General features: G+C 45.1%; 24 protein-coding genes. 20 read left to right on the forward strand and 4 right to left on the reverse strand.

Annotated elements, in window-relative coordinates; all coding sequences use genetic code 11:
- Positions 1–83: 83 nt before the first annotated feature.
- Together MF542_RS10580 and MF542_RS10585 are read left to right on the forward strand one after the other, a co-directional pair.
- Complete coding sequence (locus tag MF542_RS10580) at positions 84–2,240, forward strand: RNA degradosome polyphosphate kinase (RefSeq protein WP_343264881.1); 2,157 nt, start codon at positions 84–86, stop codon at positions 2,238–2,240.
- Positions 2,241–2,249: 9 nt separating this feature from the next.
- Positions 2,250–3,746 (forward strand): Ppx/GppA phosphatase family protein, encoded by a 1,497-nt coding sequence (locus MF542_RS10585; RefSeq protein ID WP_247018990.1) that lies wholly within the window; start codon positions 2,250–2,252, stop codon positions 3,744–3,746.
- A 17-nt stretch (positions 3,747–3,763) separates the two neighbouring features.
- Here MF542_RS10585 and rnd read toward each other — a convergent pair whose 3' ends face one another.
- A complete protein-coding gene (gene rnd / locus MF542_RS10590; RefSeq protein ID WP_247018992.1) occupies positions 3,764–4,921 on the reverse strand; it encodes a ribonuclease D in 1,158 nt (385 codons plus the stop codon).
- Positions 4,922–5,100: 179 nt separating this feature from the next.
- Between rnd and aspS the strand changes: the two genes are divergently transcribed.
- The 11 genes from aspS (at position 5,101) to cutA (ending at position 17,048) form a co-directional block, all read left to right on the forward strand.
- Complete coding sequence (gene aspS / locus MF542_RS10595; RefSeq protein WP_247018994.1) at positions 5,101–6,888, forward strand: aspartate--tRNA ligase; 1,788 nt, start codon at positions 5,101–5,103, stop codon at positions 6,886–6,888.
- An 80-nt stretch (positions 6,889–6,968) separates the two neighbouring features.
- Entirely contained in the window at positions 6,969–8,516 is a 1,548-nt protein-coding gene (gene guaA, locus MF542_RS10600; protein ID WP_247018996.1) for a glutamine-hydrolyzing GMP synthase, read from the forward strand.
- Positions 8,517–8,618: 102 nt separating this feature from the next.
- Positions 8,619–9,470, forward strand: coding sequence for a 3-methyl-2-oxobutanoate hydroxymethyltransferase (gene panB / locus MF542_RS10605; RefSeq protein WP_247018997.1), 852 nt, complete (start codon positions 8,619–8,621; stop codon positions 9,468–9,470).
- Between the two features lie 158 nt (positions 9,471–9,628).
- Positions 9,629–10,321 carry a tetratricopeptide repeat protein gene (locus MF542_RS10610; RefSeq protein ID WP_247018999.1) on the forward strand — a complete coding sequence of 231 codons (693 nt, stop codon included), beginning with the start codon at positions 9,629–9,631 and terminating at the stop codon, positions 10,319–10,321.
- Positions 10,308–11,651 carry a PQQ-like beta-propeller repeat protein gene (locus MF542_RS10615; protein ID WP_247019001.1) on the forward strand — a complete coding sequence of 448 codons (1,344 nt, stop codon included), beginning with the start codon at positions 10,308–10,310 and terminating at the stop codon, positions 11,649–11,651. Before MF542_RS10610 ends, MF542_RS10615 begins: the two co-directional genes overlap by 14 nt.
- A 50-nt stretch (positions 11,652–11,701) precedes the next feature.
- Positions 11,702–13,147, forward strand: a complete 1,446-nt coding sequence (der, locus tag MF542_RS10620) for a ribosome biogenesis GTPase Der (protein WP_247019003.1) — start codon at positions 11,702–11,704, stop codon at positions 13,145–13,147.
- A gap of 60 nt (positions 13,148–13,207) precedes the next feature.
- Complete coding sequence (locus MF542_RS10625; RefSeq protein WP_247019010.1) at positions 13,208–14,164, forward strand: ABC transporter substrate-binding protein; 957 nt, start codon at positions 13,208–13,210, stop codon at positions 14,162–14,164.
- Between the two features lie 9 nt (positions 14,165–14,173).
- On the forward strand, positions 14,174–14,890 hold the full coding sequence (locus MF542_RS10630; protein ID WP_247019012.1) for an ABC transporter ATP-binding protein: 717 nt from the start codon (positions 14,174–14,176) through the stop codon (positions 14,888–14,890).
- A 59-nt stretch (positions 14,891–14,949) separates the two neighbouring features.
- A complete protein-coding gene (locus MF542_RS10635) occupies positions 14,950–15,642 on the forward strand; it encodes an ABC transporter permease (protein WP_247019014.1) in 693 nt (230 codons plus the stop codon).
- Between the two features lie 108 nt (positions 15,643–15,750).
- Positions 15,751–16,725, forward strand: coding sequence for a COX15/CtaA family protein (locus tag MF542_RS10640; protein ID WP_247019016.1), 975 nt, complete (start codon positions 15,751–15,753; stop codon positions 16,723–16,725).
- Positions 16,722–17,048, forward strand: a complete 327-nt coding sequence (gene cutA, locus MF542_RS10645) for a divalent-cation tolerance protein CutA (RefSeq protein ID WP_247019018.1) — start codon at positions 16,722–16,724, stop codon at positions 17,046–17,048. Before MF542_RS10640 ends, cutA begins: the two co-directional genes overlap by 4 nt.
- On the opposite strand, the gene MF542_RS10650 is transcribed toward cutA, so the two are convergent.
- Both MF542_RS10650 and MF542_RS10655 read right to left on the reverse strand, forming a co-directional pair.
- On the reverse strand, positions 17,045–18,190 hold the full coding sequence (locus MF542_RS10650) for a nitrilase-related carbon-nitrogen hydrolase (protein ID WP_247019020.1): 1,146 nt from the start codon (positions 18,188–18,190) through the stop codon (positions 17,045–17,047). The two genes, cutA and MF542_RS10650, sit on opposite strands and share 4 nt — an antisense overlap.
- 8 nt (positions 18,191–18,198) lie before the next feature.
- Positions 18,199–19,206, reverse strand: a complete 1,008-nt coding sequence (locus MF542_RS10655; RefSeq protein ID WP_247019028.1) for an NADP-dependent oxidoreductase — start codon at positions 19,204–19,206, stop codon at positions 18,199–18,201.
- Between the two features lie 203 nt (positions 19,207–19,409).
- Between MF542_RS10655 and MF542_RS10660 the strand changes: the two genes are divergently transcribed.
- The 5 genes from MF542_RS10660 (at position 19,410) to MF542_RS10680 (ending at position 24,963) form a co-directional block, all read left to right on the forward strand.
- Entirely contained in the window at positions 19,410–22,133 is a 2,724-nt protein-coding gene (locus MF542_RS10660) for a hybrid sensor histidine kinase/response regulator (protein ID WP_247019030.1), read from the forward strand.
- A gap of 204 nt (positions 22,134–22,337) precedes the next feature.
- Positions 22,338–22,796, forward strand: a complete 459-nt coding sequence (gene rplM, locus MF542_RS10665) for a 50S ribosomal protein L13 (protein WP_247019034.1) — start codon at positions 22,338–22,340, stop codon at positions 22,794–22,796.
- A 5-nt stretch (positions 22,797–22,801) separates the two neighbouring features.
- A complete protein-coding gene (gene rpsI / locus MF542_RS10670; RefSeq protein WP_247019035.1) occupies positions 22,802–23,278 on the forward strand; it encodes a 30S ribosomal protein S9 in 477 nt (158 codons plus the stop codon).
- A 117-nt stretch (positions 23,279–23,395) separates the two neighbouring features.
- Entirely contained in the window at positions 23,396–24,115 is a 720-nt protein-coding gene (locus MF542_RS10675) for an acetyltransferase (protein ID WP_247019037.1), read from the forward strand.
- 53 nt (positions 24,116–24,168) lie between these two features.
- Positions 24,169–24,963 carry a hypothetical protein gene (locus tag MF542_RS10680; protein ID WP_247019039.1) on the forward strand — a complete coding sequence of 265 codons (795 nt, stop codon included), beginning with the start codon at positions 24,169–24,171 and terminating at the stop codon, positions 24,961–24,963.
- Positions 24,964–24,981: 18 nt separating this feature from the next.
- On the opposite strand, the gene def is transcribed toward MF542_RS10680, so the two are convergent.
- Positions 24,982–25,536, reverse strand: a complete 555-nt coding sequence (def, locus tag MF542_RS10685) for a peptide deformylase (protein WP_247019041.1) — start codon at positions 25,534–25,536, stop codon at positions 24,982–24,984.
- 131 nt (positions 25,537–25,667) lie between these two features.
- Between def and MF542_RS10690 the strand changes: the two genes are divergently transcribed.
- Together MF542_RS10690 and MF542_RS10695 are read left to right on the forward strand one after the other, a co-directional pair.
- Positions 25,668–26,090 (forward strand): DUF4399 domain-containing protein, encoded by a 423-nt coding sequence (locus MF542_RS10690; RefSeq protein ID WP_343264882.1) that lies wholly within the window; start codon positions 25,668–25,670, stop codon positions 26,088–26,090.
- 23 nt (positions 26,091–26,113) lie between these two features.
- A complete protein-coding gene (locus MF542_RS10695; protein ID WP_247019045.1) occupies positions 26,114–26,455 on the forward strand; it encodes a 5-carboxymethyl-2-hydroxymuconate Delta-isomerase in 342 nt (113 codons plus the stop codon).

A 26,455-nucleotide genomic window follows, 5' to 3' on the forward strand; every position in this document is an offset into this window, starting at 1 on the left:
CTTGATCTAAAGCGAAGGAGAAAAAAATGGCGGATGGTGACATCAAGCATACTGAAAATTCAGCGAAAGCTGTACTATCAGCTATGAGCCGTGAAGAAATTAGCGCTTATGTTAAATCTCTGCCTAAGCATGAAAGATACCTGAACCGCGAGCTAAGCTGGCTTATGTTCAATATTCGCGTGCTTGAAGAAGCCGAAAACCCTAGGCACCCACTTCTTGAACGACTGAGATTTCTTTCTATTTCAGGTAATAACCTAGATGAATTTTATATGGTGCGCGTGGCGGGCCTTCGTGGACAGGCCGATGCTGGTGTTGATGTAACATCAGATGATGGTCTAACACCACAGCAGCAGCTTCAGCAGATCAATGAGCTTGCCGACAAGCTTATGGCGAAGCAACAGGAAGTTTGGGCGACCCTTCGGGTTGAAATGCGAGCGCATGAGATTTCTTTGCTCTCAAAAGAAGAAATTACGGACAAAGACCGGAACTGGGTGGAAACTTATTTCCTCGAAAATGTGTTTCCTGTTCTTACCCCAATTGCTGTTGATCCTGCGCATCCATTCCCGTTTATTCCAAACCTTGGCTTCACCATGGCCCTTTCACTTGTTCGCGAGAGCGATAATAAGGAAATGGTGGCGTTGCTACCTGTGCCGCAACATGTGAAGCGGTTTGTAAGGTTGCCTGGTGGAGAAGGAATTCGGTTCGCTTCTCTTGAATTGATTTTAGAACTCTTTTTAGGGCAATTGTTCCCTGGATACAGGGTTCTTGGAAACGGTGTATTCCGCGTTCTTCGGGATAGTGATCTGGATATTGAGGAAGAAGCCGAGGATCTCGTTCGGTTGTTTGAAACAGCGCTTAAACGCAGGCGTCGCGGTCGAGTTATCAGGCTGAAGATTGATGCTGCAATGCCAGAAGAGCTCCGATCACTGGTTATCTCTCGATTAGATGCAACGGAAGGTGCTGTTGTTGTCGTTGAGGGCATTCTGGGCATTAATGAAACTTCCCAGCTGATTGTTGATGATAAGCCAGAGCTCAAGTTTAAACCTTATATTCCGCGTTATCCGGAACGTGTGCGGGACTTTGGTGGTGATATTTTCAAAGCTATCAAAGCTAAGGATTTTGTTGTTCATCACCCATATGAATCTTTTGACGTTGTTCACGCATTTCTAAGACAAGCGGCAAGGGATCCTGATGTCGTAGCTATCAAGCAAACTCTTTACCGGGCGGGTTCTCAGTCACTTATTATTGCAGCCCTTATAGAAGCCGCAGAAGCAGGAAAGCAGGTTACCGCGGTTGTTGAGCTTAAGGCTAGGTTTGATGAAGAACAGAACATCAAGTGGGCCCGAGATTTAGAGCGTGCGGGTGTGCACGTAGTTTTCGGTTTCATTGATCTTAAGACACATGCCAAAATATCAATGGTTGTGCGCCGTGAAGGTAGCAAACTAAGAAGCTATATGCACTTTGGTACCGGTAATTATCATCCAATTACAGCTAAGATATATACTGATTTATCCTATTTCACGGCTGATCCAGTGCTTGCACAGGATACCACCAAGATGTTTAATTTCCTGACTGGTTACGTAGAGCCTACAGATCTTCAAAAGCTGGTATTATCGCCCTTCAATATCAGAAAGCACCTTATTGAACTCATTGATAACGAGATTGAAATCGCGCGGTCTGGGGGTAAGGGGGCAATTTGGATCAAATTAAATTCACTATTGGACCCAAAGATTATCGATAAACTCTATGAAGCGTCTATGAATGGTGTGGAGATAGATTGTATCGTAAGAGGAATTTGCACGTTAAGGCCTGGAATTAAGGGGTTGAGCGAGAATATCCGTGTACGCTCAATTGTGGGCCGTTTTCTTGAGCATGCCCGTATCTGCTGTTTTGGGAACGGTCATGGACTTCCTTCCAGACAAGCTAAGGTCTTTATCTCCAGTGCGGATTGGATGCCTAGAAACTTTAATCGGCGTGTTGAAACACTTGTCCCGATCGAAAACCCAACTGTTCATGATCAGATTATGGGGCAGGTTATGGCTGCTAATCTTAAGGATAACGCGCAATCCTGGACTATGTTACCAGATGGTGATTTCGAACGTAATAAAGTGGAAGAGGGCGAGGAACAGTTTATTGCCCACCACTATTTCATGACGAACGCTTCGCTTTCTGGGCGTGGTAAAGCTCTGGATGAAGGCACTGAAATTCAACCGCTCATTCAGTATGACTATGAAGAGTAACGAGACTGTATGTTCGCATTTGAAGCCGATATTAAAGATTATGTAGCTGTTATTGATATTGGGTCGAACTCTGTTCGGCTGGTAGTTTTCTCTGGCGAAAAACGGGTGCCTGACACCATCTTTAATGAAAAAGTTATGGTTGGATTGGGAGGAGAGGTTGGCTCAACCGGTCATATGGGAAAGAATGCGGTTCTTCATGCTCTTTCAACGTTAAAGCGTTTTAAAGCTCTCTGCGAACAAATGAGTATCCGTACCATCCATACCGTTGCTACTGCAGCGGTGAGAGACGCTGAAAACGGTGAAGAATTTGTTGTGCAGGTTAAGGAAGAATGCGGCCTTCAGATTGAAATTATTGATGGTAATGAAGAAGCCCGGTTAGCGGCTCTCGGTGTTTTGTCGGGCGATCCCTATGCCTATGGAATTACAGGTGATCTTGGTGGTGGTTCGCTTGAGCTAGCGCAAGTTAAGAACGGCAAAGTTGGAGAAACTATTAGCCTGCCAATTGGGCCTCTGCGCCTCATCAGTATGTTTGGGTATAAGCGTAATAAAATCCGCAGATATTTGCGAGATACATTCGCAAACATCAACTGGCTAGATGAACGCAGTAAACAAAATCTCTATATTGTTGGTGGTGCTTGGCGGAACATTGCCCGCATGATGATGATGGAAAAGGCAGAACCCCTTCCTATTCTCCACGGCTATTACTCCAAACGGAAAGAATGCAAGGCTTACTGTAGGCGTATAAGTAAGCTTAACCCAAGAGATATCCCGTTTGGCAATGTAATTCCCACACGTAGACGAGAGATACTGCCCATTGCAGCGATCATTTTGGTAGAATTGATGGAAGCGATGCAGGCCAAGAATGTGGTTTCTACATCATACGGTCTTCGTGAAGGATTGATTTTTGATCATTTGAATGCGGAAAGACGGCAAGATGATCCATTCCTATTCGTTTGCAATGCTATCGCGATGGAGAGAAACCGATTTGCTGAGCACTCAGACGTAATTTATGAATGGACACGACCACTATTCAGTGGAAAAGCACAAAAGAAGATTGCCCGTGAACGCTTACACAAAGCAATTTGCCTTTTAAGTGATATTGCTTGGCGAGGCCATCCTGATTTTAGGGCCGAGAAAGCTGTAGAAGCGGTATTGCATGGTAACTTTGTAGGGGTTGGGCATAAAGAACGCACATACATTGCTGTTGCCCTTAACCAAGCTTACGGTGCATCTGTTGATGAAATACATATATCCAGAATGCTGCCTCTTCTGACTATCTCAGAAATACAAGAAGCGCGACTAATGGGATCAGCGCTAAGGTTGGCTCAGCGTTTATCAGGCGGTGCAGTGAAGGCGCTTGAAGTAAGTTCTCTTAAGGTGTCTAAAAGTAAGTTAAAGCTTGATGTGCCTGCGTCATATAGAGATATCGCAAATGATATTGTTGAACGTAGACTAAGGCAGCTCGCGCAATTTATCGGCAGAAAACCTGAAATTGAATACGTTTAGGCAGAGCCTGAGGAAGATTACTCTTCCTCAAGTTCCACAACTTCTATTTCACCTTTACGTGCTGTAAGAGCAAGGTCACCGTTCATAAGCTTAAGAGCGTCATCACCAAATATCTCTTTCCGCCAGCCAGTAAGCGCCCGGATATCTGTTTTCTGAGGCATAGCAGCCCATTCTTCAATTTCCTGCGAACTCGCGATCATGCGACTTGCTACTTTCGCTTCCTGGCATTTGATCTTGAGAAGAACCTTTAAAAGATCAGCCATTGGCGGTGTGGCAGGGCGAGGCTTAGCTCTTGCGATATGTGGAAGGTCTTCCTCTGGAATGTTGAGGCCTTCTTCAAGCGCTTCAAAAAGTGCCTTACCAGCTTTAGAGCGGCTAAAACCTTTTGGAACGCCGCGAATTTTATCAAGACCTTCGATTTCCTTGGGAGGATGGGCCGCAATTTCAAAAAGCGTTTCATCTTTAGCAACCCGGTTACGCGGCATATCGCGCTCTTGCGCTTGTGATTCACGCCATGTTGCCAACTGCTGCAGAATGCCCAAGAAGCGAGGTTTGTTAGTGCGAACTTTTAGGCGCTTCCAAGCGTCTTTGGGGTTAATCAGATAAAGACTAGGCTCGCGCAGTGGAGCAGTCTCTTCTTCAACCCAGCTTTCGCGGTTCGTCTGTTCGAGCTCTTCCTGAAGCTTACGGTAAATTGTACGTAAGTGTGTTACATCACCAAGGGCATAGGAAAGCTGCTTATTTGTAAGTGGGCGCTTTGACCAATCCGTGTAACGTGCTGATTTATCTAGTTGAGCCTTTGTGATTTTAGTTACAAGCGTTTCATAACCAACCGAATCGCCAAAGCCGCAAACCATTGCTGCAATCTGGGTATCGAAAATCGGGGCAGGGAGCTTACCCATAGCCAGATAAAAGATTTCCATATCCTGACGGCAAGCATGCATGACTTTCAACACTTTTTCATCCGCAAATAAATCCCAAAGCGGTGTTAGATCAATGTCTTCCGCTAATGGGTCAATGCAGTGTGCCTCATTATCATCCGCAACCTGAATTAGGCAAAGCTTTGGAAAATAAGTGTTGTCGCGCAGAAACTCGGTATCAACAGTTACAAAGTCGGCTTTACTCAAACGTTCACAAAGAGATTTTAGTTCTTCTGTATTTATTATGGGCTTCATGCCAGTTTCCGTTATTGTTTGAAGCATCTAATACACAGGAAATAGGCAATCGTCACGCTTTCTGTTCATATATTGTATACCGGACTTGACAATTTCGTCTAATCATGCGCTTTTCCGGCCCAAATATGGATGATATTTGTGCTCTATTGCACATAGTTAAATTGGAAACGTAGGACATCATGCACGCATTTCGTTCGCACACTTGTAACGATCTTCGCCAAGCAAACGTTGGCGATACAGTACGTCTTTCTGGCTGGGTACACCGTAAACGTGACCACGGCGGCCTTCTTTTTATCGATCTTCGCGATAACTATGGCCTAACACAGCTGGTGTTTGATGTAGACAGCGCTTGCTTTAAAGATGCAGAAGCTGTTCGCGCTGAAAGCGTTATCCGTATTGATGGTCGTGTGAAAGCCCGTACTCAAGAAACAGTAAATGCTGAACTTCCAACAGGTGAAGTTGAGATTTATGTTGATGAGATGGAAGTTCTTTCTGCTGCTGGTGATCTGCCAATGCCAGTATTCGGTGACGTAGAATACCCGGAAGATGTACGCCTTAAGTACCGCTTCCTTGATCTGCGCCGTGACCGCTTGCACAACAACATCATTTTGCGTGCTCAGGTTATCTCTGAACTACGCCGTTTGATGACGGAGCAGGGCTTTAACGAGTTCCAGACTCCTATCCTTACGGCTTCGAGCCCTGAGGGAGCACGTGACTTTCTTGTGCCAGCTCGCCAGCATCCTGGAAAATTCTATGCACTTCCGCAGGCGCCGCAGCAGTTCAAGCAACTTCTGATGGTTTCTGGTTTTGACCGTTATTTCCAGATCGCTCCTTGTTTCCGTGATGAGGATGCACGTGCTGACCGTAGCCCAGGTGAATTTTATCAGCTTGATATTGAAATGAGTTTCGTTACTCAGGACGATGTATTTAACGCGATTGAGCCTGTGCTTGAAGAAGTGTTCAAGAAGTTCTCCGACAAGAAAACGACCCCGGCACCGTTCCCACGGATTCCATTCAAAGAATCTATGTTGAAATACGGTAACGATAAGCCAGACCTTCGTAACCCGATTGAAATTCAGGATGTGACTGAAATCTTCCGTGGTTCAGGATTCGGTATTTTCGCTCGTATGATTGAAGAAGGCGCTATTGTTCGCGCTATTCCTGCACCGGGCGCAGGCCTTAAATCTCGTAAGTTCTTTGACAGCACCAATGACTGGTCGAAGAAAGAAGGTTATGCAGGCCTTGGTTACATCAACATCAAAGAAGGTGTACCTGGTGGTCCAATCGCTAAAAACCTTGGTGAAGAGAAGACACAAGAACTTATCGATACTCTTGGTCTAGGCCCGAACGACGGTGTATTCTTTGCGTGTGATAAAGAAGCTGGTGCAGCGAAGCTCGCTGGTGTCGCTCGTACAAAAGTTGGTGAAGACCTTGATCTTATTCCGAACGACGAATTCAAATTCTGCTGGATCGTTGATTATCCAATGTTCGAGTATGATGAAGATAACAAGAAGATTGACTTCTCTCACAACCCGTTCTCCATGCCACAAGGCGGCATGGAAGCGCTTGAGACACAAGACCCACTGGAGATTCTTGCGTACCAGTATGATATCGTTGTGAACGGCGTAGAGCTATCTTCTGGCGCTATCCGTAACCACCGCCCTGATATCATGGTAAAAGCTTTTGGTATGGCTGGTTACAGCGAAGAGGTTGTAGAACAGGAATTTGGCGGCATGCTGAATGCGTTCAAATATGGTGCTCCCCCGCACGGCGGTTTGGCACCAGGTGTTGACCGTATGGTTATGCTGCTGGCTGATGAGCCAAACATTCGCGAAGTTATCGTCTTCCCTATGAACCAAAAAGCGGAAGATTTGATGATGAACGCACCAAGCACTGTGGAGCCAAAGCAGCTCCGCGAGCTTTACATTCGGACGGTTGAGCCTCCGAAAAAAGAAACGAGCGAATAAGTGTGAGCGGGGTCCAGAGCGGCCCCGTTTTGCCATTTAGCTCCTGAATAACTCACCACTCATGAAGTGAGACATATTATATGAATGATAAAATTCTTATTCTCGATTTCGGTTCTCAGGTAACTCAGCTTATTGCACGGCGTGTACGTGAAGCAGGTGTTTACTGTGAGATCGTTCCTTTCAACCAAGCTGATGATGTTCTTGATACATTTGGCGCTGCTGGGGTTATCCTATCTGGTGGTCCAGCTAGTGTAACGCACTCAGACACTCCCCGCGCTCCGGAACGCCTGTTTGAAATGGGTATTCCTGTAATGGGTATCTGTTACGGCCAGCAAACAATGGTTGCTCAGCTCGGCGGAAATGTAACTACGTCTGACCATCAAGAATTTGGTCGCGCGTTTGTTGATATCGCTGAAGACTGTGCACTCTTTGATGGCGTATGGGCTAAGGGAGAGCGTGAACAGGTTTGGATGAGCCATGGTGATCATGTTGATGCTCTTCCAGAGGGTTTCAGTGCCGTTGCTACAAGTGAAGGCGCACCATATGCAGCGATCGCAAATGAAGAAAAACGTTTCTATGCTGTGCAGTTCCACCCAGAAGTGGTGCATACACCGCACGGTGCTGAGCTCCTAAAGAACTTTGTTACGAAGATTTGTGGTTGTTCTGGTGAATGGACCATGGCTAGTTTCCGAGAAACTAAAATTCAGGAAATTCGCGAACAGGTTGGTGACAAGCGTGTAATCTGCGGGCTTTCAGGCGGTGTGGACAGTAGCGTTGTAGCGGTTCTTATTCACGAAGCGATCGGCGATCAACTTACATGTGTGTATGTAGATCATGGTTTGATGCGGGCAGGTGAGAGTGAACAGGTAGTTAGCTTGTTCCGCGAGCACTATAACATTAATCTAGTGCATGTGGATGCTTCTGATCTGTTCCTTGGTGAACTTGCTGGTGTTACCGACCCTGAAGTGAAGCGCAAAACCATTGGTAAGCTCTTCATTGATGTGTTTGAAGAAGAAGCTAAGAAGGTGGGCGGAGCGGATTTCCTCGCTCAAGGCACGCTTTATCCTGATGTGATCGAATCTGTTTCCTTCATTGGTGGCCCTTCCGTAACTATTAAATCACATCATAACGTGGGCGGTTTGCCTGAGCGTATGAACATGGGCCTTGTTGAGCCACTTCGTGAACTCTTTAAGGATGAAGTGCGTGATCTTGGCCGTGAGCTTGGTCTTCATGATGACTTTGTGAGCCGCCATCCATTCCCTGGTCCTGGCCTAGCTATCCGTATTCCTGGTGAAATTACCCGTGAGAAAGCTGATATTCTCCGTAAAGCTGACGCAATTTACCTTGAAGAAATTCGCAATGCGGGGCTTTATGATAGTATTTGGCAGGCATTTGCGGTGTTGCTTCCCGTTAAAACTGTCGGCGTTATGGGCGATGCACGTACATACGATCACGTTTGTGCCATTCGCGCGGTGAATTCTACAGACGGCATGACAGCTGACTACTATCCTTTCCCACATGATTTCCTAGGCCGTGTGGCTACCCGTATTATTAATGAAGTACGCGGTATCAACCGCGTGGTTTATGATATTACTTCGAAACCTCCGGGAACGATTGAGTGGGAATAAATCTCACATTGTGAAGAGTTAATTGATAGGGCATTGGATTTTTAAATCTGATGCCCTATGTTTCTGCGCAAACCATATGTGTGGGAAAAGGGTATGTACGGTATGTCTACGACGAGTAAAGCACCAACGATTGATGCGCGCCCGAAGCGCCAAGCTACAGCTAAAAACATTGCTACAATGAAAGGTGGTACACCAATTGTTTGCCTAACGGCATACATCACCCCAATGGCAGCGCGCCTTGATAAACACTGCGATCTGCTTTTGGTTGGGGATAGCGTTGGAATGGTACTTTACGGCATGGACAGCACGTTGGGCGTCGATCTTGATACAATGATCCGCCATGGCCGCGCTGTATGCCGGGGTGCGAAACAGGCCCTTGTAGTAATTGATCTACCATTTGGAACCTATGAAGAATCAAAAGAGCTGGCCTTTAGGAACTCTGCCCGTGCGCTATCGGAAACCGGAGCTGGTGCAGTCAAACTTGAAGGCGGCGTGGAAATGGCTGAAACGGTAGAATTTTTAGTTAAGCGCGGGATTCCTGTTCTTGGACACGTTGGTCTGATGCCGCAATCGGTGCATACGAATGGTGGCTACGGTGCCCGCGGTCGTGACGTAGATGAATGGCAGCCAATCATTGAGGACGCGATTGCTATCGCGAACGCTGGAGCTTTTGCCATTGTTCTGGAAGGGGTAGCTGAGCCGTTAGCTCGCAAAATTACAGAAACTGTATCGTGCCCGGTTATTGGTATTGGCGCATCTAGTGAATGTGATGGCCAGATTCTCGTGACAGAAGACATGCTTGGATTGTTTGCCATTAACCCTAAATTTGTGAAGCGATATATGGAGCTTGGTCAAAGCATTGAAGGTGCTATTGAGGCCTACGCTGATGAGGTTAGAAGCCGTGATTTTCCTAGTGATGACCATACCTACAAGATGCGGGGCTCCAATAGTTAAGGCGTTGCCGAACTTTTACCATAATTAGTTGGTGTCTTCGGGTTTGCTTCTGGCGAAAGCTTTCGCTATGGTAGCCGAAATTTTTGGCCATTAGAGCCTATTTGATGAATTTAGAGCATGAAGCCTGTTCTTCATGACAACTGTTTTAGGAGTTTCGTGTGTCGGACATTAATCCTGATCTTGCAGCACAAGAGGTTGATGAGGACCTGCGCCGTGACCAATTGAATGCGCTTTGGAAAGCCTATGGCAAATATTTAGTTGGCGCAGCTGTCGGAGTTGTGCTCGTAGTTGCTGGCACTGAAGTATACAAAGCTCAGAAGCAGTCTACACAGGAAGAAAATTCTTCCAAGTTTGGCGCAGTTATAGAACAGGTAGAAGCGAACAAAACTAATGCTGTTGCTTTATGGGAAGGTGCTGAAAGTGGTCTTTCTGATGGTTACTCGGCTCTAGCTGAATTTCGTTTGGCGACGGCCGCTATCGAGGCGGGTGATTTTGACAAAGCAATCGCTACACTGGACGCTGCTGCGACTAGTTCTGCTATTGATAGCGCACTTCAACAATTAGCACAGCTTCGAGCGGCGCTTATTGTTGCTGAACACAAAGGTGATCTTGACAACGCCCGAGGACGTTTATCTGTCCTCGCAGTGAAGGACAAGCCTTGGTATTATACCGCAACTGAACAGCTTGCTTATATTGATTTACAGCAAAATAAAACAGAGGAAGCACTATCTCGTTTTAATATGCTTGTGGATGACACTGCCACGCCGCAATCTATTAGCACACGAGCACGTCAGTTCAGAGATATGCTATCTGCACAAGCCGAGGAAGGAGTTGGCAATGACAACAGCTAAACTCCTTTCGAAAACGCTGAAAATTGGTCTGTTAGGGGCTACCGCTCTTACTATAGCTGCATGTAGCAGCAGCAAAAAACAGCAAAAATACGATGACGAAGGTCGCGAACGTATTTCAATTTTGACTGGTTCACAGGGTATCGCGGTTGATTCAACCATTTCAACACTACCTATCGTGCTTCCGAGACCATATCGTAACCAGAATTGGGCTCAGGCAGGCGGCAATGCTCAGCATATTACTCAGCATCTAGAGCTAGGTGATAATCTTTCAAAAGCATGGTCAACTAGTATTGGTCGCGGCAATGAGAAATATGAACGCTTAGTATCTGGCCCCGTTGCTGGTAACGGATTAGTTTTTGCTGTTGATATTAAAAGTCAGGTGACTGCTGTTTCATTGGCTTCTGGTTCTACTGCTTGGTCAGTAGATTTATCGACGGATGAAGAGCGTAGTAAAGTTGGGTTTGGTGGGGGCGCAGCCCTTTTTGGCGATACCCTGTATGTTACGTCGGGATATGGTTTTCTGGTAGCACTTGATGCGTCTACGGGTCGTGAGAAATGGCGTTACAGTGGCGCTGTTCCATTTCGGGGGGCTCCAACCGCCGCTGAAAATCGTGTATTTGCAGTTACACATGATAACCAGATGCTTGCTTTCGATACCGAGAATGGCGAACTGCTTTGGGATCAGGTAGGTATTTCGGAAAATGCTGGTATGCTTGGCGCGGCGAGCCCTGCATATGATGGTACTACATTTGTAGCGGCGCTCTCTTCAGGCGAATTGATCGCAATGCTTGGTAGTAATGGCCGTATTCTATGGCAGGATGCTCTATCTAGCTCCCGTCGTCTTACTCCACTTGCTACACTCTCTGATATTGATGGGCATCCCGTTATTGATCGCGGTCGCGTATATGCCGTTAGTCACGCTGGCCGTATGGTAGCTATTGATATGCGTACTGGAGAGCGTTCCTGGGAAGCTGATGTTGCAGGTGTGAATACACCAACAATTGCGGGTCGCTTCGGGTTCGTGACGACGATCGATGGTCAGGTTGCTTGTGTTTCTCTTGATGATGGTCGTGTTCGTTGGGTCACCCAGCTTCAACGCTTTACTAATCAAGATAAACGCCGTGGCTTGATCCGTTGGAATGGTCCAGTGTTAGCAGGTGACCGACTATTGGTTACGAGCACACACGGTTTTGCGCTTTCTGTTTCCCCTTATACTGGTGAAGTGTTAAGTGGTATTGAAATGGATGCGGGCTCAAGCACTGAGCCAATTGTTGTTGACGGAACATTCATTGTTTTGGCCGATGATGGCGAATTAATCGCATATAGATAATATAAAGCCGCCAGTATTTATGCTGGCGCTTACCCTAACAGGTGAATGAGATGAGTTTTACACTTGCCATTGTTGGTCGTCCCAACGTGGGCAAATCCACTTTGTTTAACCGTTTGGTTGGCAAGAAACTGGCGATTGTTGATGACACACCAGGTGTTACACGCGATCGACGTGCCGGATACGGTAATATTGCAGATCTGAAATTTGATTTGATTGATACCGCGGGCCTTGAGGAAGGTGCGCCAGGTTCTTTATCAGACCGTATGCGACAACAGACCCGCCAGGCTGTTGATGAAGCAGATGTAGCTTTAATGCTCTATGATGCCCGCCACGGTGTAACACCAATGGATGAGCATTTTGCCGAATGGCTTCGCCGCACGCGTACACCAGTCATTTTGTGCGCTAACAAATGCGAAAGTAAAGCTGCAAATACCGGTATTTATGAAGCTTACGGGCTTGGCCTTGGTGATCCTATCCCGCTTTCTGCTGAACACGGCGAAGGTCTTGGAGAGCTCTATCAGGCAGTGGTTGACGCTCTTAGAGACCAGGGTATTGACCCTTATGCTCATGAGGCTGAAGAAGCTGAGCAAGAGGAAAAGAAAGAATTCCAAGGCCCGGTTGAAGGCGATCTTGACTACGAATTCGAAGACAAAGAAGCGGATGAAGAAGAGGGTCGTCCACTTCGTCTTGCGATTGTTGGGCGTCCAAACGCAGGTAAATCTACTCTTATTAACCATCTGGTTGGTGAAGATCGTTTGATTACGGGCCCTGAAGCCGGACTTACCCGAGATTCTATTTCCGTTGATTGGGAATGGGAAGGCTTACCAGTTAAGCTCTTTGATACGGCCGGTATGCGCAAGCGAGCCCGTGTGAACGATAAGGTGGAAAAACTCTCTGTTGCTGATGGCCTTCGTGCTGTTCAGTTCGCCGAGGTTGTTGTTCTGTTGATCGATGCCGAACTTGGTATTGAGCGTCAGGACCTGAAAATCGCAGAACTGGTGGTACGTGAGGGGCGTGGTCTTGTGATTGCTCTCAACAAATGGGATGTAATTGACGACCGCCTGAAGGTTATTCGTCAGATGAAAGATACCCTGACGAAAAGCCTGCCACAGCTAAAAGGTGTGAAGGTTGTAAATTTCTCAGCGCTTACAGGGAAGGGCACTCAGCACCTTATGCCTGCGGTCGCGGAAGCTTATGAGCTTTGGAACGCACGTATTCCAACGGCAGCCTTTAATCAGTGGCTTGTTGACACGCTTGATAAGCACCCAGCACCATCTGTTGCTGGGCGTCGCATTAAAATTAGATACGGTGCACAGATAAAAACACGTCCACCAACCTTTATGCTCTTCTGTAACCGCCCTGATGATTTGCCTGATAGCTATCTCAGATACTTGGAGAATGAGCTTCGTAAGGATTTTGATCTGCCTGGTGTACCATTCCGCATGGTGTTGAAAAAAGGCGCAAACCCATACGAGAGCAGACGTAAAAAACGCTAATAAATAACTAATTCGGTTATATTTTTTGACCTAAAACCCGAACGCGATATAGTCAGGGCTATGAAAAAGTTCCTCACATTTATCGTTTTCGGGTTTTTATCGTCTAGCGTAGTTGCGGAAGATAAAAACATTACTTTCGCTACTGACTGGAAAGCTCAGGCTGAGCATGGTGGGTTCTATCAGGCTGCCGCAAAAGGCTTGTATAAAAAATATGGATTGAATGTTCATATTCGATCAGGTGGACCGCAAACTGATAATCCTCGTTTAATGGCAGCAGGTGCGCTTGATATCGCCATTGCATCTAATAATTTTCAACCTTTAAACCTCGTGGCTGCAGGGGCTGATGTGAAAGTAGTGATGACCACTTTTCAGAAGGACCCTCAGGTTTTAATGGTTCATCCAGAAGTGCAAGCATCCGGCTTTAAGGATTTTAAAGGCATGCCTATCTTTTTAGCTGATAGCGCGATTGCCACCTTCTGGCCTTGGCTTAAGTACAAATTTGGATATGAAGACCGTCAGATTAGGAAATATACATACTCCCTTGCTCCCTGGTTGGTAAATAAAGGGACAGTTCAGGAGGGGTATGTTTCTTCTGAACCGTTCTCTGCAGTACAGGCGGGCGTCAAACCGAAGGTGTTCCTTTTTGCGGATGAGGGGTATCTGGGATACGCTGGTATGGTAATGGTTCGTTCAGAGTATCTTAATAGCAATAAGGATGTAGTGAAGGCGTTTGTTCAAGCTTCCATTGAAGGGTGGCGAGACTACCTTTGGGGAGATCCTTCAGAAGCTAATAAACTTATTCTTGCCGATAATAAGGAAATGACCCCAGAGCTTATAGCCTTTTCAATCAATGCTATGCGAACCAATGAAATGCTTGGTAGTAAGGAAAAATTGGGACGTATGACGGATAAGAGATGGAAAGATTTTCATGCTGAAATGAGCGAAATGGGTTTGTTGCCCAAAAGTCTTGATGTTACAAAAGCTTACACGCTTGAATTTTTACCCACGACAGAGTAACGCAATTATATGCTTAACTTGCTAAATGTTGGTTTTTCCTATGATAATACTGTCGACATTCTCTCTGACCTGTGTTTGTCGGTTGAAGAGGGGGAAGTCGTTGCCCTTTTAGGGCCCAGCGGATGTGGCAAGTCTACCTTATTACGTCTTATTTCGGGTTTATTGGAACCTTCTACTGGCTCAATTAGTTATGACGGCAAGTGTGATACAGCTTTTGTTTTTCAAGAACCTTCCTTAATGCCATGGGCTACTGTTGAAAGAAATGTCAAATTACCGCTGAAGTTAAAGAATAATATTGATAATCAACAGGTTGTCGATGCACTTGAAGCTGTAGAATTAGCTGGTTTTGAAAAAAGATTTCCTGAAGCGTTATCAGGTGGGCAAAAAATGCGTGTATCGATTGCAAGGGCACTTGTTGCTCAGCCAGATATTTTGCTGTTGGATGAACCATTTGCAGCGCTTGACGAAATTTTACGCTTTCAAATGAATAACTTAATACTTAATCTTCAAGTAAAAAATAAACTAACCGTACTCTTCGTCACTCACAGTATCTATGAAGCTGCTTACCTTGCAGACAAGGTATTCATTATGAAAGACGGCATGATTTCAGGCGAAGTAACGCCACAATTGGATCGGTCATTAAAGCCTGATGAACAACGTACGTCGATTGAATTTATGAATGCAGCAAAGCAGATTGCTGAACTTCTGGCCGGAGAGGTGGTTTGATGCGAGTGGTACTACCAATTAGCGCGCTAATTGTTCTTTTAGGGTTCTGGGAGTGGTATGTGGCTTACGCGGGAATACCTAAATTTGTGCTTCCTGCGCCGTCACTCATTTATGCTTCTCTGGTATCGAACTTGTCGGACTTATTGTGGGCAGGGTTATCTACCCTAGAGGTTACTTTAAAGGCTCTTTTTGCAGCGGCGATCAGCGGTATATTATTTGCGCTGTTATTTAGCGTTAGTAGACGGTTTGAAATGACTGTATATCCGTTTGCCGTCATTCTTCAGGTAACGCCAATAATAGCAATAGCTCCGCTCGTCATCATATGGGTTGGTATTGATAATGTTGATTTAGCGCAGGTCATAATTGCATGGCTGGTGGCCTTTTTTCCAATTTTGGCCAATATGTCAGCAGGGCTAAAATCGGTTGATCAGAACTTGCAGGATATTTTTACTCTATATGGTGCTAATCGGTGGCAGCGTTTTTGGCTCCTTTTATGGCCGTCTTCCATGCCGTATTTGCTTGCTAGTTTAAAAGTAAGTGGGGGGTTAGCTCTTATTGGCGGGGTTGTAGCTGAGTTTGTTGCAGGTTCTGGTGCTTCGGCTGGACTTGCATGGCGCATCATCGAGGCTGGCAATAGGCTCAATATTGAGAAAATGTTCGCCGGTCTCTTGATCCTTGCTTTAATGGGGATGGCTATATTTTACTTCTTTGCCTTTTTGGAAAACCTTTGGCTTAAGCGATCTAAAGCCTGATTTGTTCGTAAATATTCTTGCTGTATTAGTAAATAAACGGTAGCTAGCATCATTATGTTTCAAACACACGATAGAGATAGGCGAGCCGTTGGTTATTGGCTCCTGTTTATGGCATTCATCATCTTTGTGATGGTGGTTGTGGGTGGCGCAACGCGCCTGACGGAATCCGGGCTTTCCATGGTAAATTGGAACCCTGTAACGGGCGCACTTCCACCGATGTCTGAAGCAGAATGGATGGACGAATTCAACGATTACAAAGCTAGCCCAGAATATAGGCTTAAAAACGCTGGAATGAGCCTGGAAGACTTCAAAGGCATTTTCTATTGGGAGTGGGGCCACCGTCTTCTTGGGCGGTTGATTGGCGTTTTCTTTTTTGTGCCATTCGTTTGGTTTTGGGCTAAAGGAAGAATTCCTAGTGGTTATAAGCCGCGTCTGGTTGTTCTGTTTGTTCTCGGGGGGCTCCAGGGCCTTCTTGGCTGGTATATGGTAAAATCTGGTTTGGTAGATGAACCAGCAGTAAGCCATTACCGCCTTACAGCTCACCTCTCGCTTGCGTTGTTTTTGTTCGCAGCTATTCTTTGGACGGCGCTTTCACTTTTGAATCCAAGGCCTTCACGTACGGATTCTGGAGTAAAACGATTAACGCACATAGCTATGCTGGTATTGGTTCTTCAGCTCGTTATGGGGGCACTGGTCGCTGGCCTGAAAGCAGGGCATATCTTTAATACTTGGCCGCTTATGGGGGAAACATTTGTTCCTGATGGGTTGCTGGGGCTTGAACCAGCTTGGCGAAACTTCTTCGATAATGCGGTTACTGTACAATTTGATCACCGAATTGGAGCTTATGTCCTCACGGGCTTGATGTTTGTTATTTTGATAGCAGCGAGGAAATCTGTGTATCAGATAAAGGCCGCTGCATACCTCTTTGGTTTATCCGTGCTATTGCAAATGGTCCTTGGAATCATCATGTTATTAAATTATGTGCCTGTATCGTGGGGAACGGCCCACCAGGGCGGCGGCGTACTTGTGCTTGCAGCTTTGATAAATTTAATGCACATACAACGGCGGGGAGAGGCTAAATGACAAAAGAAGATTGCGTTACAATTTATGTAACTGCTGAAAGTGAAGATGTTGCTGTTCATATATCAACTGCACTTGTTCGGGAAAAATTGATTGCTTGCGCTAATGTGCAAACAGGTATCAGGTCAATTTATGAATGGGACGGTGTTATCCAGCTTGATAATGAAGTAGCGGTCACAATGAAGACAGTAGCATCTCACGTTGATGCTGTAATTGCGAAGGTGAAAGAGATGCACAGCTACGGTGTTCCCTGCATTACTGTTTCACCTATTGTGGACGGCAATCCTGAATATCTGGAATGGGTTGCAAGACAGACGAAAGCTTAAGAGTTTTTATCAAGCCATAAATTGTAGATAGCGGCACCTTCAGAACCGGTTTTCCCGATATGAAGAGTGCCGTTTTCTATAATAAGGGCGTGACCATTGCCTTGTTGCTCCCAAAGTTTTCCTTTTAAAAATACTGTCATTCCCCATTTTATGCCATATTCTGCGGCTTTTGCGGGGAGCGCATATTTTATCCACGCTTCACCTTCGGTTATTTGGCCAACATCACTGTGCCATGAAGCATATTCTTCATGTTCGCCTGCTGTGTATCCCCGCCAAGGTACATCCCATTGAATGCCTTCCAAATAAGCCGGCACCAGCAATAAATGAACACCTTGCGAAGCCATAAAAGCGTTAGTGTCTTCAAACCAGCTATCAGCACAGATAAGAACACCGAAATTCATACCGTCCCTCTTGAAGGTCGGAAGGAATTTAGCGGATGAAGTGGTTGTGAAACCAGTTTCACTTGGTATTGGGTAAACCTTACGAATGGCATCCACTTGTGCTTTTCCGTCTGGGCCGAACACGAAACCAGTATTAAAAATAGGCCCATGTCCATATGTAAGTGCGTTAGGATAAACGCCCGGTGTCATAAGCGCGCTTGAGCCAGTTACAATAGTTACGCCGTATTTTTTGGAGAGATTGCTGAAGACGGTATTTATAGCTCTTGCAGTTTGCTCGGTTTGTGTCCGAAGGAAAGCCGCGGAAACATTATCTATATTATCAAAAATATAGAAGTTCTTCAGAAATTGTAGAAGGTTTTGAAAGATAAGTGGCCGCATTGCAGCGGATGTCGAGCTAGCATTATATACTCGTGTGCCAGAATTTGTGGCTGCAAGCCAGGTTCCGATGTGCTCTGGCAGCAGTATAATAGTGCCTTCATTTATCCAGCCTTTACCTTGTGCTTCTTTTATGTAACTACCAATTTTGGCCTCGAAGCGGGCAGGGGTGGCGTAATCAAGGGGCACCATAAAAGGTTCTATGCCGACAACGTTTCCTTTTTGAGTATTTGTGCCAAAACTCTCAGTATGTTGGAGATATAACTCCGGCTGAGCGCCGAGATCAGGTGTAAAACCCGGCCAAAATAGATAAAAGGCGACCGCAAATACGGCCGCCAGTACAGTAAGTGTTTTCTTAAATTTCATCTGTTGCCTTATTCATCAGCAAATTTAATCACCTGCTTACCGAAGTTTTTACCGCTCAACATGTCAATGAAGGCTTGAGGTGCGTTTTCGATACCTTCGGTTACACTTTCGCGGTACTTAAGCTTGCCTTCAGCGAGCCATTTAGCTCCAACACCAATCCATTCCCTGCACAAATCAGGATAATTGGAGACGATGAAGCCCTGCATTTTCACACTGCGACCTACAAGCATAACCATGTTGCGAGGGCCAGCAGGCATATCTTCCAGCGTTGCGTTATAATTGGCAATCATGCCACAAAGCGCAACACGAGAATTGAAATTCAAGTTATTGATAACGGCTTCAAGAATAGGGCCACCAACGTTTTCAAAATAAACATCAATGCCCTTTGGATTAGAAGCTTTTACAGCTTTATAAACATCTTCTGTTTTATAGTTGAAAGCCTCATCAAAGCCGAGCTCTTTTAGATAGGCGACTTTGTCGTCGCTACCAGCGCTGCCAGCCACATGACAGCCCATGTTTTTACCAATTTGACCTACTACCTGCCCAACAGCACCTGATGCCGCTGAAACAAAGAGCTGATCGCCTTCTTTGAGTTCAGCCACACCCTTAAGGCCTACATAAGCTGTCATGCCTGGCATGCCTAAAACGCCAAGGTAATAGGAAAGAGGCGCTAATCCAGGCTGGATTTCCTGAAAGCCTGTGCCGTCAGTTACCATATAGTTTGCCCATAGCCCCATGCCCGTTACGTAAGCGCCTTCTTTAAACGGCCCACCGTTTGAAGCGATAACTTTTGCTACAATACCAGCCTGACAAGCTTCACCGATTTGAAAAGGAGGTACATAGCTTTTCGCATCATTCATGCGTCCACGCATATAAGGATCAACAGACATATAGATGGTTTGAAGAAGTACTTCACCTTCAGCAGGCTCAGGCATAGCAGCATTTGCCAGCTCAAAGTTATCTGTTGTCGGCCAGCCATTTGGGCGGCTTTTAAGTAAAATCTGTTGGTTGCTCATATTTATAAACCCATGTTTTGAATTGTTATGGCGTGAATTAGACTTAACCGATCAAAAAGCAAGGTGTCGTTACGGAAGTCTTCGAGGAAATTAACCAAACATAAAGCAGCAATACCCATACTTAGTCAGTGAATTTAGGTTTTTAGTAGTTTTATATTTGTTGGCTGTGTTCCGAGTTGAAGTATTTCAGGGATGAGCACCAAATGCAGATTAGAGAACTGATAAAACTCGAACGCGGCGGCTTTCTTTTTGTTGCGGGGCTTGTATTGGCCTGTTTAATCCTTATCGGATTAAATTTAAATATTAGTGGTAATACCAGTTCGGTTGACGAAAAGTGGCAACGTTATACGGATCAACAATCTGATAAAATGGTTCTTGTGACCCAGCTTAGAAAAGAGCTGGGTTATGGGGGGATGATCCACGAGTTTAAGAATTATGTATTGCGTCATGATCCTGCATACCTTGATATAGTCTGGGCTAAACTGGGCGGGGCTGAAGCAGCGCTGGCCGAATATAAAACCTTGCCTATCTCAGATACTGAGAAGGTTGCTCTCATTGATCTTCAAAACACAATAGCTGAATACCGCAGAGCAGTTCTAGAGGCTTCAGATCTCATCGCAGAGGGGAAAGCTTCTGTAGAGGTAGATAGTGCGGTAAGGGTGGATGACGGGCCGGGGCTGGTAGCACTTTATGCATTATCGGAAGAGGCTGGTTTAACCAGTAGTGGCTCGCAGAACTCTAAGGCAGACTTGGTTACTTCATTGAGAGCTGCTCTTGGATATGGGGGGATGATCCATGAGTTTAAGAATTTCATATTAAGAGGCGATAAGAGACGCATAGATAGGGCTGCAGCTAAGGCCGATGCCGCTAATCGTGCTATAAATGGCTACCTTGCGTTGGCCGTTAATGAAAGTGAAATAACCGCATTAAATGATATTCAAGCAACCCTGTCAGCTTATCAGTTAGTGTTCGAAACCGCTGTGAAATTAAAAGCTGAAGGGCTATCTCCACAAGAAATCGATACCAAGGTTAGGGTGGATGATATTCCTGCATTAGAAGGATTTGCCGACCTTAGCTATGAACACCAACTCCAAAGTGCAGAAAATGCTGCCGCGGTTGTAGGTGCGCTCAGTACCGCAAGAAGAATGATTTCTATCAGTCTTTGGGTCACAGTTTTGATTGTTACCATCTTAATGGCAGTTGCCATTTGGAATATATACGATCGCTACAATAGGGAAATGATGTTAAGGGCGAACGAGGGTCGTACCAGAGCAATCGTGGAAAACTCTATTGACGGTATCATCGTCATCGATTCACGGGGTATTATTCAAGAATTTAACAAAGGTGCGGAGAGTATCTTCCAGTATTCTGCTAAAGAGATCATTGGCCGTAATGTTTCGCTGCTAATGCCTATTCATCTTGCTCGCGAACATGATGGTTTTCTGAAGCGGTATCTCAAAACCGGAGAAGCGAAGATTATCGGCTTCGGTCGTGAAGTGATAGGGATGCGGCAGGACAATTCCCAGTTCCATATGCACCTTTCATTAAATGAATTACGCCTTGGAAGTGAAGTATATTTTACCGGTATTGTCAGAGATATCACCGAAGCCAAACAAGCGGAAGAAGCTCTGATGAGGGCGAAGGAAGAAGCTGAACATGCAAACAAAGCGAAGTCAGAGTTTCTTGCCAGTATGAGTCATGAAATTAGAACACCAATGACCGGGGTTATGGGGCTCGCTGACCTACTGCTTGATGACAAGCTTTCCAAAGGTAGTAAAGAGAAAGTCTACCGGATCAAAGACGCCACTCGTTCACTCCTCACAATATTGAACGACATTTTGGATATTTCAAAACTTGAAGCCAATAAAATGGCAATTGAGAGTTTGGACTTCCATTTGCCGGGGATGCTTGAAGATGCACTCAGTTTCTTTGAGGAAAAACGAAAGGGAAGCAGAAGGCAAGATCTTAAACTCACTCTTAAGATGTCAGATGATCTACCAACTACCATTAATGCAGACCCAACCAGATTGCGTCAGGTTCTAATGAACCTGATAGGAAATGCTGTTAAATTTACGAAGAAGGGCGGGGTTACACTAACGGCTTCTATTCTAAGGTCCGAGAAAGAGGAGTCTATTAAGATAGAGGTCCGAGATACTGGCATCGGCATGGCCAAGGAGACCATTGGTAAGCTCTTTGCGGATTTCACTCAGGCAGATGCCTCAATTACCCGAAGGTTTGAAGGAACCGGGCTAGGGCTTTCAATTTGTAAGAGGCTTGTCGAACTTATGGGTGGTGAGATTGGTGTGGAGAGTGAGATAGGTATTGGTAGCAGGTTCTGGTTTACATTGCCGTATCATGCAGCAGAAACGGAAGTATTGGCGCCAACACTGAAAGCCAAATCGGAACTTACACAATACGAAGCGAACAGGAAGCTATCCGTGCTGATTGCAGAGGATAATATGCTCCTTCAGCATATTATTAGCGAGATGATTGGTGGTTTCGGCCATGAATTTCATATCGTAGAAAACGGTGCAGAGGCAATTCAGGCAGTAGAAAGTGAAGATTTTGATCTTGTTCTTATGGACGTTAGGATGCCTGAAGTATCAGGAACGGATGCATCCATAGCTATTCGCAAGATGGGTGGGCTTAAGCGTCGTATTCCAATTATTGCGATCACGGCGGATGCTATGGAAGAGCATAAAGCAGAATATCATGAGGCTGGCATGGATGCTTGTGTTACCAAACCAATTGATCGAGATGAGTTAGTAAAAACCATTGATAGCGTGCTGGGGGAAGCAATCCATCATGCAGCTGGGGAGTGCAGCACTGAGCCAGCAAAGCAGGAACAATCATCAGCTAAAAATAAGCCAACAGCTCCTAAAGATAAATCAAATGCACTGGTTGGGTTGCTGGATGAGCTAAAATAATGGGGTATTTAAATACCGTTTTTATAACTATTTGTTTTTGTTTGTTTATTTAAGAATATAATGAAATTAAAAGCTATTTTCTCCGTTGACAAAGCTCCTTTTCCCTATATAAGACGCCGACAGATGAATTGAGCCTCTTGCCTATGTGGTAAGGGGCATAGTTGTAAAACTCCGGATTTAGTCCGGTAACCGAGGCAAATTGCGATGAAAACTTATTCCGCAAAACCATCGGAGATCGAAAAGAAATGGCTTATCGTTGACGCTGAGGACCTAGTTCTTGGTCGTATGGCACAAGCCGTTGCTGTTGTTCTCCGCGGCAAGCACAAGCCAACATACACACCGCACATGGATTGTGGTGACAATGTTATCGTTATCAATGCTGAAAAAGTTAAACTTACAGGCAAAAAACGCACTGATAAAGTTTACTACCGTCACACTGGTCACCCAGGTGGTATTAAATCAGCAACTGCTGGCGAAATCCTTGATGGTCGCTTCCCAGAGCGCGTTGTTGAAAAAGCAATCGAGCGTATGATCCCTAAAGGTCCGCTTGGTCGTCAACAAATGCGTAACCTGCGTGTATACGCTGGTACTGAGCACCCACATGCTGCACAAGAGCCAGAAGTTCTGGACGTTGCAGCCATGAACCCTAAGAATAAGAGGTAAGCGACATGGCTGATCTTCAAGATCTTAAAGAAATCACTGGCGAAGCAGCTGCAGCTGTGGAAGCTACAGAAGAGCGCAAGCCTGTTGTAGACGCACAGGGCCGTTCATACGCTACTGGTAAGCGTAAAGACGCTGTTGCACGTGTTTGGGTGAAGCCTGGTTCAGGTAAAATCACTGTAAACGGTCGTGATCAGGAAACATACTTTGCACGCCCAACACTACGTCTTGTAGTGAACCAACCTTTCCAGGTTGCTGGCCGTGAAAACCAGTATGACGTTGTTGCTACTGTAAAGGGCGGCGGTCTTTCTGGTCAGGCTGGTGCGGTGAAGCACGGTATTTCCAAAGCACTCCAGCTTGCTGAGCCTGAGCTTCGCGCTGCTCTTAAAGCTGCTGGCTTCCTAACACGTGATGCTCGTGTTGTTGAACGTAAGAAGTACGGTCGCGCAAAAGCTCGTCGTTCCTTCCAGTTCTCGAAGCGTTAAGCTTTATTGGTCATACGATCACAGAATTACAGAAGAGGCCTCCCAGTTTGGGTGGCCTTTTTTTTGTGTTAAAACTCTGATATCAGGTTGTAATGCATAGTTTATTGGGGATGTTAAATGTACAGTAATAGAATTCAACAAGCATATCCTGATAATGGCGTGTTCGCTGTCTATGGAGCAGGAGGATTCGGGCGCGAGGTTATGCCAATATTGCATGAGCAATTGTTGCGCCAATACCCTAATATATCTGAATTAAAGAATAAGCTGTTTTTTGTTGAGACCAGTCCCTCTAAGAACGAAGTGAATGGCTATAAAGTTATTCCTGAAGCTGATTTTTTGGCTATGAAAGACGTTGAACTATATTTTAATGTAGCAATCGCTGATTCTCAGGTGAGGCAAGCCATATCAGAAAGATGCCTCAACGGTGGTGCGAAACCTATTAGTATCGTTTCATCTGATGCGCGGCTTGGCGATGAAAACGAAATACAAGACGGGCTGATTATTTGTCCTTATTCTATCATTACTTCAAATGTAAAAATTGGCCGTTTCTTCCATGCTTATATGCTTTCTTATGTGGCTCATGACTGTGTAATTGGCGACTTTGTTACCTTCGGGCCTCGTGTTTCTATAAATGGTAACGTTAGGGTAAAGGATCATGCCTATATTGGTGCATCAGCTGTTATCAAGCAGGGCACAAAGGAAAATCCAATAATAATTGGTGAAGGTGCAACAGTTGGAATGGGCGCTGTTGTAACAAAAGATGTGCCAGCTAATACCGTTGTTGTTGGCAACCCGGCACGCCCGCTGGAAAATAAGCGAGATCACAGAAGCTTGTAATCTAAACTATTGTTGTTCATAGTGTATTGGCTTTGACCACTAAGGGGGATGGCATGGAAAAAAACATTGAAAGGCCAAGCGTTGTCACGCTTGTGAAAGAATTTGTAGACGACTTTCTAAGCCTGAAAAAAGGTGTTTTATATACTATTGGCCAGGCTTTTCTTAGGCCTTGGGAAGTATTCCAATTATACATCAGTGCTCAAAGCAAACTTATTTCAAGCCCTTTAAAATTGTTACTTACTATCTCGCCACTTCTTGCTTTATTTGCCTACATAACACCTTCAGAAGAGTTTATGACGAATGTTGCAATGGACATGGAGAGGCTTGGTTATACAACATCTAACGCTGATATGGTGGAGGGTGTCACTGGCGAGCTAAGCGAGGAAAAGAAACAACATATCGACAGTGAAGTAGATGAAACAAATAGGATGCTGTTCAATACCATGGACGAATATCCTGTTGCTGTCTTTCTCGTAAATATCGCGCTTCTTGGCCTTGCTATTAAAACGGTTTTTCCTAAGAATATTACTGTATTCGATGCAATGCTACTGTCGGGATATATTATAATTCCTTACACTATGCTGAGCACTGTTCTTGGGTATTTACTGGTATGGACGTATGGTTTTGATACTGGTTTTTCTCTTATACTAGGCGGATTACAGCTGCTCGCACTCGGACTTTTGCTCTATTATCTCTATAACGTTGGCAGAAAACTCTTTAAATTTTCAATTTCCAGCAGTGTTATCCGAATGCTAGGCAGCTTTATTTTGATGCAACTATATTCAGGATTCTTTGGCATTTTATTGGGTGCCACCATAAAAATCGTAGAGAATTTGGGGGCAGGATAAGCCTCTGTAGCTCATAAACTAATGACTGGTAGAGCAATTTGGATCTTCACAGCAGCTGTGGTTGTGTAAATTTTGTTTCTGCGCTTTTACCATCTTTTTAATAAGCCGATCTTTTTTCATTTTGGATAAATGGTCCAGATAACTTTTTCCATCCAAGTAATCCATTTCATGTTGGATAACTGTGGCCAGCCAGCCTTCAGCTTTCATGCTCTGCTCAGAACCTTCTTCATCAAGATACTCAACTTCAACAGCATCAGGTCTACTGATTTCCGCAGAAATACCAGGGAAGCAGAGAGAGGCTTCTTCTTGTTTTACAAGATTATCAGACTTCCAGGTAATCTCTGGGTTCACCATCGCAATCGGGTTTTTGTTGCCATCTTCCTGCAGGTCAATCACGATAATACGTTTGAAGATACCAACCATATTGGCGCCAATTCCAATACCGCGGTATTCATAAAGGCTTTCAAACATATCATTAATATCTGATCTGACCATATCATCTACCACGCTCACATGAACTGCTTTCTTCCGAAGCTCTGGATCTGTTCCGAAAAATAACTGACGTACTGGCATTGGTAGTTCTCTCATGGGTTTCGATAAATTTTCGATTTATATAATCGTTTTTATTATGGATTTCGAGCTAGATATTAAATGAAATTAACATCATACTTCCTCCAAAGTCAGATAAGGGAGTATTTATCATGATGAATTTTCTAAAAACCTCTGTAATTGCCACAACTTGTGTGTTCTCAGCAGCTTCGGTTGCCGATGAAAGAACCCCTTCAAAAGAAGGTGCTGAAGTTTATTTTATTAGCCCAAAGAATGGGGAAATAATCTCTGGCCCGGTCACGGTGAAGTTTGGTTTGAAAGGTATGGGAATAGCGCCCGCAGGCGTTGAGCAGGAAGGTACCGGACACCATCATCTAATCATTGATGCACCGCTGCCACCTGTTGATGATTATATTCCTATGGATGAAAATCACCGCCACTTCGGTGGTGGACAGACGGAGGTAACGATCGAGTTAAAGCCCGGTAAGCACACACTGCAGCTTCTTTTGGCGGACCAATATCACCTACCGCACCTACCTGCGCTATATTCAGAAAAAATAACAATAACAGTTAAATAACAATAGATTAAAGGTTTGTTTTAATGCCTCATCTTGTAATTGAACATTCATCAGATATTGCAGAAGGTGCCGATGTTAATACACTTATGCAAACAGCTCATGCGGGTGCCGTTGAAAGTGGTTTGTTTGGGCTGAATGATATAAAAGTAAGAGCTTACCCATGCCCCCAGTCGCTCATTGGCGGGGAAAAAAATTCTTTCTTACACATAACAATTTATCTCTTGTCCGGGCGTTCTCAGGAAACCAAAAAAGCACTTACAACACTTGTGTTGGACAAATTTACCAAACTTGGGCTGGATGTGAGTTCACTGAGTGTTGATGCAAGAGATATGGACAGAGAGGTCTACAGTAAGATAACTCGGTAG

The organism is Kordiimonas laminariae, assembly GCF_023008165.1.
Taxonomy (GTDB): domain Bacteria; phylum Pseudomonadota; class Alphaproteobacteria; order Sphingomonadales; family Kordiimonadaceae; genus Kordiimonas; species Kordiimonas laminariae.

What these genes read in the sequence shown, in the direction of transcription:
- def (WP_247019041.1), bottom strand. Translation starts at nt 25,536, where the DNA reads ATGCCAGTACGTCAGTTATTTTTCGGAACAGATCCAGAGCTTCGGAAG.
- MF542_RS10585 (WP_247018990.1), top strand. Translation starts at nt 2,250, where the DNA reads ATGTTCGCATTTGAAGCCGATATTAAAGATTATGTAGCTGTTATTGAT.
- MF542_RS10690 (WP_343264882.1), top strand. Translation starts at nt 25,668, where the DNA reads ATGAATTTTCTAAAAACCTCTGTAATTGCCACAACTTGTGTGTTCTCA.
- MF542_RS10615 (WP_247019001.1), top strand. Translation starts at nt 10,308, where the DNA reads ATGACAACAGCTAAACTCCTTTCGAAAACGCTGAAAATTGGTCTGTTA.
- rnd (WP_247018992.1), bottom strand. Translation starts at nt 4,921, where the DNA reads ATGAAGCCCATAATAAATACAGAAGAACTAAAATCTCTTTGTGAACGT.
- aspS (WP_247018994.1), top strand. Translation starts at nt 5,101, where the DNA reads ATGCACGCATTTCGTTCGCACACTTGTAACGATCTTCGCCAAGCAAAC.
- rplM (WP_247019034.1), top strand. Translation starts at nt 22,338, where the DNA reads ATGAAAACTTATTCCGCAAAACCATCGGAGATCGAAAAGAAATGGCTT.
- MF542_RS10695 (WP_247019045.1), top strand. Translation starts at nt 26,114, where the DNA reads ATGCCTCATCTTGTAATTGAACATTCATCAGATATTGCAGAAGGTGCC.
- MF542_RS10625 (WP_247019010.1), top strand. Translation starts at nt 13,208, where the DNA reads ATGAAAAAGTTCCTCACATTTATCGTTTTCGGGTTTTTATCGTCTAGC.
- guaA (WP_247018996.1), top strand. Translation starts at nt 6,969, where the DNA reads ATGAATGATAAAATTCTTATTCTCGATTTCGGTTCTCAGGTAACTCAG.
- MF542_RS10650 (WP_247019020.1), bottom strand. Translation starts at nt 18,190, where the DNA reads ATGAAATTTAAGAAAACACTTACTGTACTGGCGGCCGTATTTGCGGTC.
- der (WP_247019003.1), top strand. Translation starts at nt 11,702, where the DNA reads ATGAGTTTTACACTTGCCATTGTTGGTCGTCCCAACGTGGGCAAATCC.
- cutA (WP_247019018.1), top strand. Translation starts at nt 16,722, where the DNA reads ATGACAAAAGAAGATTGCGTTACAATTTATGTAACTGCTGAAAGTGAA.
- MF542_RS10655 (WP_247019028.1), bottom strand. Translation starts at nt 19,206, where the DNA reads ATGAGCAACCAACAGATTTTACTTAAAAGCCGCCCAAATGGCTGGCCG.
- rpsI (WP_247019035.1), top strand. Translation starts at nt 22,802, where the DNA reads ATGGCTGATCTTCAAGATCTTAAAGAAATCACTGGCGAAGCAGCTGCA.
- MF542_RS10580 (WP_343264881.1), top strand. Translation starts at nt 84, where the DNA reads ATGAGCCGTGAAGAAATTAGCGCTTATGTTAAATCTCTGCCTAAGCAT.
- MF542_RS10640 (WP_247019016.1), top strand. Translation starts at nt 15,751, where the DNA reads ATGGCATTCATCATCTTTGTGATGGTGGTTGTGGGTGGCGCAACGCGC.
- MF542_RS10675 (WP_247019037.1), top strand. Translation starts at nt 23,396, where the DNA reads ATGTACAGTAATAGAATTCAACAAGCATATCCTGATAATGGCGTGTTC.
- panB (WP_247018997.1), top strand. Translation starts at nt 8,619, where the DNA reads ATGTCTACGACGAGTAAAGCACCAACGATTGATGCGCGCCCGAAGCGC.
- MF542_RS10680 (WP_247019039.1), top strand. Translation starts at nt 24,169, where the DNA reads ATGGAAAAAAACATTGAAAGGCCAAGCGTTGTCACGCTTGTGAAAGAA.
- MF542_RS10660 (WP_247019030.1), top strand. Translation starts at nt 19,410, where the DNA reads ATGCAGATTAGAGAACTGATAAAACTCGAACGCGGCGGCTTTCTTTTT.
- MF542_RS10630 (WP_247019012.1), top strand. Translation starts at nt 14,174, where the DNA reads ATGCTTAACTTGCTAAATGTTGGTTTTTCCTATGATAATACTGTCGAC.